The following is an 8,126-nucleotide window of genomic DNA, read 5'->3' on the forward strand; positions in this document are numbered from 1 at the left end:
AGTCACCCCCACACCGCCGGGCGACACGCCGACCGGGAAGTCGGCGGCAGGGACCCCGACTTCCCGCCCGACCCAGTGATCGGCAGGGGTGAAGCGGCACGCCCACTGTCAGGCGACACCCGTCCGAGAACAATCAGGGTGGTGATCCGTAGGGGTACGGCACTTATTCGGGTGGCCGTCCGTGATGCCTGCCCGCCCCCTGATCGGCACCAGCACAACGAGGGCCGCCCTCTCCACGAGGACGGCCCTCTCACATCTCGATAATCCGGACAAACCAAGCGATCCGGACCGTCAAGCCCAGGTCACTGCTGCCCGAACCGGTCCAACCCCTCCTTGGCCTTCTCCGTGCCCTGCTGGATGTGCTCGGAGTGCTGGCCGCCGGTCCGTTCGTCAACGGCCTGGCCGGCCCGGTCGATCCCCTGGTCGACCTTGTCGCCGTGCTGGCCCAGGGCGTCCTTGGCCTTGTCCTTCAGCTCGTCGAACTTGTCTCCGATGCCCATGCCCGCTCGAACCTCCTCCGCAGGTGTCCCTCGTGGACACTCACGGCGGGGGGTTACCCGGCCGGGCGCGGCTGTGACGCGGACACGCCCTGAGTCCCCCGAACGAGTGAGGACGAATGGCGCTTGTGGGAGGCTTTGGGAGGCGACCCGCTCCCCCAGGTCAACGGGCCGCCTTATGGGGAACTATCCGGGATGGATCTTGCGTTCCGTTTGAACGATGTTGCAATGCCCTGGTCAGCCCGGTGTCGGAAGACGTTCGCGTGGGGGTGGGATGGCGGTCGGGATCGGCCTGCTCGGAGAGGTGACGGCTCAGGTCGACGGGCGGGCGGTGGACCTCGGCCCGGCGCGGCAGAGGTGCGTGCTGGCCGCGCTGGCGGTGGACGTCAACCACGTGGTGCCGGCCGAACGGCTGGTCGAACGGGTGTGGGGCGTCGACCCGCCGCGACGGGCGCACGCGACGCTGTCCAGCTACATCTCCCGCCTCCGCCAAGCACTGGCCGCGAGCCCCACGAGCAAGACAACCACCACAACCTCCACCGCCACCACCGCCACCGCCACCGCCACCGCCACCACCGCCAGCCTCGTCCACCGCTCGGGCGGCTACGCCCTGCTGACCGAGCGAACGGCCGTCGACCTGCACAGGTTCCACCACCTCCGCTCCCGGGCCGCCGCCACCGCCGACGACGACGCGCGGGTCGAGCAACTGCTGACCACCGCCCTGGGCCTGTGGCGGGGCGAGGCGCTGACCGGCGTCGACAGCGCCTGGGCCACCGCCGAGCGCGACCGGATGCACCAGGAGCGGTTCGCCGTCGAACTGGACCTGGTCGACTGCCGGCTCCGGCTGGGCCAGGGCGAGCAGCTCGTGGCCGAGCTGTCGCGGCTGGCCGCGGAGCACCCGCTGGACGAGCGGGTCGCCGGCCAGTACGTGCTGGCCCTGTACCGGGGCCGCCGGGCGGCCGACGCGCTGGAGCACTACCAGCGGTTCCGCACCCGCCTGGTCACCGAGCTGGGCACCGAGCCGGGCGCCGCGCTCCGCGACCTGCACCAGCGGGTCCTCAACTCCGACCCGTCGCTGCTCGCGCCGCCGCGCGGGGTGCCGCCGGCCGCCGAGAAGGCGGTGACGCCGCGCCAGCTGCCCGCGCCGCCCACCTCGTTCGTCGGCAGGCACGACGAGCTGGCGCGGCTGGACTCGGCGCTGGAGGGCGCGTCCCGCACCGCCCGGACCATGGTGATCTCGGCCATCGCCGGGTCGGGCGGCATGGGCAAGACCTGGCTGGCGCTGCACTGGGCCCACCGCTACGCCGACCGGTTCCCGGACGGGCAGCTGTTCGTGGACCTGCGCGGGTTCAGCCCGGACCGGGAGCCGATGAACCCGGCGGTGGCCGTGCGCGGCTTCCTCGACGCCCTGGGCGTGGACCCGGGCCGCGTCCCGGTCGCGCCGCACGCCCAGGCCGCGCTGTTCCGCTCGCTGATCGCCGACAAGCGGATGCTGCTGGTGCTGGACAACGCCGTCGACACCGCCCAGGTCGTGCCGCTGCTGCCGGGCACGGACTCGTGCCTGGTCCTGGTGACCAGCCGCAACCAGCTCAGCGGCCTGATCTCCGCGCACGGCGCGGCGCACCTCATGCTGGACGTGCTGCCCGACGCCGAGGCGCGGTCCCTGCTGGCCGCGCGCCTCGGCCGGGCCAGGGTCGCCGCCGAGAAGCGGGCGGTCGACGAGCTGATCCGGCTGTGCGGCGGCCTGCCGCTGGCGCTGAGCGTGATCGCGGCGCGCGCGAGCATGCGCTCCGACGTGCCGTTGAGCGGTTTCGCCACCGAGCTGCGCGAGCTCGGCCTCCAGGCGCTCGACGAGGACCCCTCCGCCGGCATCTCCACCGTCCTGTCGTGGTCGCACCAGGCGCTGACCCCGGCTCAGGCGAACGCGTTCGCGCTGCTCGGCATCGCGCCCGGCGCGGACATCGGCCTGCACGCCGCCGCCGACCTGATCGGCCTGTCCCCCGTCGCCACCCGGGCGGTGCTGCGCGAGCTGGAGCAGGCGTCCCTGGTGGGCCGGGACGCGCGCGGCCGGTACCGGATGCACGACCTGGTCCGCCGGTACGCGGGCGAAGCCGCCCGCCGCGACCTCCCCGAGGCCGACCGGGACGCCGCTCTGCGCCGCGTGATCGACCACTACGTGCAGACCGCGCACACCGGGCACCGCCTGCTCGACCCGCACGGCACGCCGGTGCAGCTGGACCCGCCCGTGCCGGGGTGCCACCCGGTGCCGCTGGACGGCGACCCGGCGGCGATGGAGTGGTTCCAGGTCGAGCACTCCTGCCTGCTGGCCGCGCAGCACGCCGCCGCCGAGATCGGCTGGTGGCCGTCGGTGTGGCGGCTGGCGCTGGTGCTGACGTCGTTCCACGTCCGCCGGGGCCACCTCAACGACAACCTGCGGCTGTGGCAGGAGGCCCTGGTCGCCGCCGACCGCGCGGCCGACCACGCCACGCGGGTGCTCGTCTACCGCAACCTCGGCTGGGCCCACGCCAAGCTGACCAGGCACGACGAGGCCATGGAGTACCTGGACCGGGCCATCGCCCTGGCCGAGGAGAGCGGTGACAGCTTCCTGCTCGCACATACCCACATAGCGCTGGCGTGGGCGTGGGAGCTGGACGACGACTGGCAGCGGGCGCTGGAGCAGACCCTCAAGGCCCTGGGCGTCCTGCGCACCATGGACGGCGGTTACGCGCGCGAGGCGGTCGCGCTGAACATGGCGGGCTGGTACACGGCCAAGCTGGAGGCGTACGACCGGGCGCGGGAGTACTGCGAGCAGGCCCTCGCGCTGCACCGGAAGCACGGTGACCGCAACGGCGTCGCGGCCACCCTCGACAGCCTGGCCTACATCGCGCACCGCACCGGCCGGTCGGCGGAGTCGCTGGAGATGTACCAGGAGGCGCTGGGCATCTTCCGCGAGCTGGAGCACACCTACGGCGCGGTCGAGTCGCTGGAGGGCATGGGCTACCCCCTGACGGCGCTGGGCAGGCCGCTGGAGGCCCGCGCCGCGTGGCAGGAGGCCATCGACATGTACCGGGCCCAGCAGCGGCCCCACCTCGCCGCGCGCGTCGAGGAGCAACTGCTCGAACTGGAGCGCCGGCTCCAGGGGACCTGACCCCGCCAGTCCATTGAGGACACAATGGTCGTACTGTCCTCAGTGGACCGAGCCATGCCGGGCGGAGGGGGTTGCCGGCACCGGCGGGTCGGGCGGGACCGGGTCGACCGACTCCGACATGCTCCTCGACGCCATCGACCGGGCCGTCGCGGAGAACTCCCGGCTCGGCGGCGAGCACCGCGGCCGGCTCGACACCACCAAGATCGCGGTGATGGGCCAGTCGTGCGGCGGCATCGAGACCTGCGAGGTGGCGGGCGACCCGCGGCTGACCACCGTGGCGCTGTGGAACGGCGGCCTGCTCCGAGACTCCCAGAACTACCTGCTCCAGCGCCTGCGCACGCAGGGCCCAGTTCGCGGGCGCCGCGTGCGGGCTGTGCGCCACCGAGTGGGACGTGATGCGCAAGAACCTCGGCTGACCCCTGGGCGCGCGGTCCCGGGGAGCGCCGTCACTCCCCGGGGCCACCCTGGCCGGGCGGCTCCGCGCGTTCGTCACCCGGCGTGACGGCCGGCCGCGGGTCGTGCGCCCGCCCGCGAGGGGCCGGTGACCGCGGTCAGTGGTCGAGCCGCTCCTTGCGCTCCCGCCCGGCACCGCGCGTGAGGTGGTCGTAGGTGCGGGTGCGCCGCAGCAGCCGGTCCAGCGTGGCGGGTCGGTTGTCCAGGTGCAGCTCGACGTCCGCCGCGGTGGTCGCGCGCAGGACGGTGAGCAGCGCGCCCAACCCGGAGGAGTCGCAGAACCCCAGGCCGGCCAGGTCGAGGTGCAGGCGTCTGACGGGGTGACCGGCGAGCAGCCCGGCGACCACGGCGGGCAGCCGGTCACCGGTGTCGTACGTGAGGTCCCCGGAGACCGTGACGCGGGCCGTGTGGCCGTCGACGACGGTGGTGCAGGTCAGGGTGCGAGGTGGGTTCATGTGGTCGTTCCGGGGTCGGCGTCGTGGGGCTGGGGTCGGGAGGTCCGGGGGGTGGGGGTGGGGCCGCCCCGGGACCCGGCGGCCGGGGACCCGGCGTCGGGCGCCCTGAGCAGTTCGGCGCGGGCGGCGGCGAGCAGGCCGGTGGCGCGCGGGAAGTCTCGCAACTCGGCGGCCAGCAGGTCCAGCGCGGGCACCAGGAAGCCGGCCGGGACGCCCCGCGCCCACAGCACGCCCGCAGTCCAGGAGGTGAAGCCGGTGAACATGTCGCGGTCGTCGGTGTAGAGCGCGGTGGCCAGGAAGTCGACGATGTGGCCCAGGTCCTCGGCGGTGTGCCTGCGCTGCGCCTCGGTGTACTCGCGCATCACCGGCAGCAGGTCCTCCAGGCCGGTGTAGACCGCCTTGACCAGCAGCCTGCTGGTGCGCGACACCATCGTGTACTCCTGGTCACCCAGGTGCGGCAGGTCGTCGATGGGCTGGTGGCCGTCGCGCGGGACGGGCAGGGGCCCCGCGGAGAGCCGGTCGGCGGCGGTGCGGGCGTCGGGCGCCCACAGGTCCGCGCCCAGCAGCCGGGCGTAGCGGCCGTCCGGGCCGAACGCGCTGCCGCCGACCAGCACGGGCACGCCCGCGGCCTGGCAGGCGGTGATGGTGGCGTGCGCGGCCGGCAGCCTCGTGGCGATCGAGCCGGACAGCGCCGCGGCGTCCGGGCCCGTCCGGTGCAGGTGGGTGATCAGGTGCGGGGTGGGCACCTGCGCGCCCAGGTAGTCGACGCGGAAGCCGCGCAGCCGGAGCACCTCGGTCAGCAGCCGCGCGGGCAGGGCGTGCCACTCGCCGTCCACGCAGGCCACGGTGATCCGCCCGCGGTGCGGTTCGCGGCGCGGCACGGCGCGGGTCAGGGCCGCGATGGCGCGCTCGTTGATCGCCGTCGCCGCGTGCTCCTCGGCCACGGTGAGCCGGTTGTCGGCCCACTCCGCGCCGACCCGGCGCTGGACCGCGGCGATGACGTCCAGCAGCAGCGACTCGGGGTCCAGGCCCCGGGCGTGCGCGTCCAGGACGACGTCGGTCGCGGTGTGCTCGTCGCCCGCGCGCACCGCAGCCCACAGCAGGTCTGCGCAGGCGGGCGCGGTGTCGGTGGTGCTCACGCCGTGTACCGGCCCGGTCCGTGGCCGTCGACCGCGGTCAGGTGCCTGCCGCGGGGCGCGGTGATCGCCAGCACCGCGATGTCGTCGTGCTCGCCCGTGCCGACCCAGTGCGAGGCGAGCATGTGCACGTGCTCGACGATCGCGTCGGCGGGCATGCCGGCGCAGTCGACCAGCGCGTCCCGCAGGCGTTGCTCGCCGAACATCTCGTCGCCCATCGGGCCGCCCAGCGCCTCGGTGATCCCGTCGGTGTAGAGCAGGCAGGTCTCGCCGGGGGCGAGGGTGACGTCCGCGGTGGTGGAGGTGATCTCGGGCAGCACTCCCACCAGGGTGCCGGACGTGGCCGCCTCCCGCACTTCGCCGTTGGCCCGCAGCACCAGCGGCGGCAGGTGCCCGCCGCTGGTCAGCCGCACCCGCACGTGCGCGCCGACGCGCCGGACGGAGGCCAGCACGAGGGTGACGAAACGGCTGTTCCGCGAGGTCAGCAGCGCGTTGTTGAGCAGGTTGAGCACCTGCTGGTGGTCGCTCGCCAGGGGCAGCAGCGCGTGGAGGGTGGTGCGCACCTTGCCGGTGAGCACGGCCGCCTCCAGGCCCTTGCCGCACACGTCGCCGAGCACCGCCAGGGCCTCGCCGTCCTCGTCGTCGGCGCCCGCCGCCGGGTGGACGTCGTAGAAGTCGCCGCCGATCCGCTCGGTGTCGACCGACGCGCGGTACCGGCCCGCGTACTCGACCCCGCCGATCTGCTGGAGCACCGGGGGCAGCAGGTCGCGCATCAGCGCGTCGGTGATCGCGCCCTGCTGGGCGAACATCCGCGCGGCCGAGATCGCCGCGCCGGCGCGGGCCGCGAACATCCGCGCGAACCGCTCCTCCTCCTCGGTGAACCCCGGCCGGCCCGCGCCGCGGAGCAGCACCAGCGCACCGGCGGGCACGCCGTGCCCCGGCAGCGGGGTCACCACGATCGACGCCACCTCGCCGAAGCCGTCCGGCACCAGCCACCCCGGCGCCGAGGACGGGTCGAGCCAGCGCGACGGCACCGGCGGGAAGCCCTGGAGGGCCTCGCCCAGGCCCGGCACGTCGTAGGGGTCGAAGGCGGGCGTCGAGTGGGTCGGCGCCCCGTCCCGCACGCAGTGCGTCACCGGGTGCTCACCCGACCGGGCTGGCGCGATGACCACCGCGGCGTCCGCCAGGTGCTCGGCGGCCAGCCGCGCGGTGACCTCCGCGCAGCGCTCCGGGTGCAGCGAGGTCGACAGCGCCGAGGACATCCGGCCGAGCAGCGCGGCGCGTTCCCGCTCCACGCGCAACTCCTCGCGGGCCAGGCGCGCGTCGGTGTCCTCGACCAGCCACCACACCACCGCGCCGCGGTCGTCGACCGGGCGGGCCTCGAAGCTGCGCCGCGCCACCGCGCCGCGCACCGGCTCGGCCGGCCGGCCGGGCCGCCCGGTGACCTCGTCGTGGGCGCGGGCCAGCCACGACGGGCAGCCCACGTCCAGCCGGTCACCGACGACCGCTCGCGGGAACAACGCCCGCGCGGCGTCGTTCAAGGCCAGGACGGCGCCGTCGGCGCCCGCCACCAGGGCCGGGAAAGGCGCGTTCGACCAGCCCGCGTCGTCCCCGACGCCGGGCTGCTGGATTACGCGGCCACTGTTCTCCAAATCGCTCGGGCACCCGTGCCGGGGCCCTTCACCTCGTCAATCGCCACCGGTCGAGCTCGGTGCCAGTCCCGCGGCTCACCGCAACACCGACTTCGGTTCCCCTCCCAGGGTGCCAGATCGAGGTCGATACCACGACCCCCGAGGCCGGTGAACCCGACATCACCCCAGGTCACCGGTCGGTCACCGGCGAGCCGCGCGGTCAGTCGTCCGGCGCCTGCCGCAGCAGCGCGTCGTGCCGGCAGGCCGCCGTGTGCAGGCACGCGCCCGCCATCAGCAGCAGGAAACCGGGGAAGAGCAGCGGCAGCGCGACCACCACGCCGGAGACCAGGCAGACCGCGCCGAGCAGGTCCACGACCAGCCGGGCGCACTTGCGCCACGCGTCCCGGCGCGCCGGGTGCCGGCCGGACAGGAGCGCGACCAACCTCGGGTCGGTGTGCTCGAACCAGCGCTGGATCTTCTTGAGCTGCCGCCGCTCGTACTGGTTGAGGTCCACAGCATCGTCACCGGCCTTCACCCGGGTTCCCACGGCGGCGCCGGCTCCCGGACGCCCCTCGCGAGGTTCCCCGCACGCCCGGTGTCATGCCGGACGTCACCCGATCCGGCGTCCACGGCCCCGCCGCGTCCACGGGGGCGCCTCGCGGACGCGGCGGGGTGAGGGGTGCGGCCGACCGGTCACACCGGGTGACCGGGGGGGTGGGCCGGCGGGGAGGTGGGCCGCCCCGGGGTGGGGTGGGTGTTTGGCACCCCGGATTGCGAGGGGGGGCTGTCGCCCGTGGGGGCCCGCG

The 8,126-nt window shown here is 74.7% G+C and carries 7 protein-coding genes; 2 read left to right on the forward strand and 5 right to left on the reverse strand.

The annotated features are described in order from the left end of the window. Positions 1-302 precede the first annotated feature (302 nt). Positions 303-500, reverse strand: coding sequence for an antitoxin (locus ACFV4N_RS36000; protein ID WP_499677137.1), 198 nt, complete (start codon positions 498-500; stop codon positions 303-305). A gap of 271 nt (positions 501-771) precedes the next feature. Here ACFV4N_RS36000 and ACFV4N_RS36005 point away from each other — a divergent pair, with 271 nt between their 5' ends. Together ACFV4N_RS36005 and ACFV4N_RS36010 are read left to right on the forward strand one after the other, a co-directional pair. Continuing rightward, positions 772-3,645 carry an AfsR/SARP family transcriptional regulator gene (locus ACFV4N_RS36005; RefSeq protein WP_499677138.1) on the forward strand — a complete coding sequence of 958 codons (2,874 nt, stop codon included), beginning with the start codon at positions 772-774 and terminating at the stop codon, positions 3,643-3,645. Between the two features lie 118 nt (positions 3,646-3,763). After that, entirely contained in the window at positions 3,764-4,147 is a 384-nt protein-coding gene (locus ACFV4N_RS36010) for a hypothetical protein (protein ID WP_499677139.1), read from the forward strand. A 49-nt stretch (positions 4,148-4,196) separates the two neighbouring features. On the opposite strand, the gene ACFV4N_RS36015 is transcribed toward ACFV4N_RS36010, so the two are convergent. The 4 genes from ACFV4N_RS36015 to ACFV4N_RS36030 form a co-directional block, all read right to left on the reverse strand. Continuing rightward, the gene (locus ACFV4N_RS36015; RefSeq protein ID WP_499677140.1) at positions 4,197-4,553 is read right to left on the reverse strand and encodes an STAS domain-containing protein; all 357 of its coding nucleotides are present in this window, start codon (positions 4,551-4,553) and stop codon (positions 4,197-4,199) included. Continuing rightward, positions 4,550-5,692, reverse strand: coding sequence for a cobalamin B12-binding domain-containing protein (locus ACFV4N_RS36020; protein ID WP_499677141.1), 1,143 nt, complete (start codon positions 5,690-5,692; stop codon positions 4,550-4,552). The genes ACFV4N_RS36015 and ACFV4N_RS36020 overlap by 4 nt, the downstream gene beginning before the upstream one ends. Further along, complete coding sequence (locus ACFV4N_RS36025; protein WP_499677142.1) at positions 5,689-7,341, reverse strand: PP2C family protein-serine/threonine phosphatase; 1,653 nt, start codon at positions 7,339-7,341, stop codon at positions 5,689-5,691. The genes ACFV4N_RS36020 and ACFV4N_RS36025 overlap by 4 nt, the downstream gene beginning before the upstream one ends. Before the next feature lie 199 nt (positions 7,342-7,540). Next, positions 7,541-7,867 (reverse strand): DUF3040 domain-containing protein, encoded by a 327-nt coding sequence (locus ACFV4N_RS36030; RefSeq protein ID WP_499677143.1) that lies wholly within the window; start codon positions 7,865-7,867, stop codon positions 7,541-7,543. Between the last annotated feature and the right edge of the window lie 259 nt (positions 7,868-8,126).

Origin of the sequence: Actinosynnema sp. NPDC059797 (genome assembly GCF_042732085.1) — a bacterium.
Classification (GTDB): Bacteria; Actinomycetota; Actinomycetes; order Mycobacteriales; family Pseudonocardiaceae; genus Actinosynnema.

What these genes read in the sequence shown, in the direction of transcription:
- ACFV4N_RS36010 (WP_499677139.1), top strand. Translation starts at nt 3,764, where the DNA reads ATGCTCCTCGACGCCATCGACCGGGCCGTCGCGGAGAACTCCCGGCTC.
- ACFV4N_RS36015 (WP_499677140.1), bottom strand. Translation starts at nt 4,553, where the DNA reads ATGAACCCACCTCGCACCCTGACCTGCACCACCGTCGTCGACGGCCAC.
- ACFV4N_RS36000 (WP_499677137.1), bottom strand. Translation starts at nt 500, where the DNA reads ATGGGCATCGGAGACAAGTTCGACGAGCTGAAGGACAAGGCCAAGGAC.
- ACFV4N_RS36005 (WP_499677138.1), top strand. Translation starts at nt 772, where the DNA reads ATGGCGGTCGGGATCGGCCTGCTCGGAGAGGTGACGGCTCAGGTCGAC.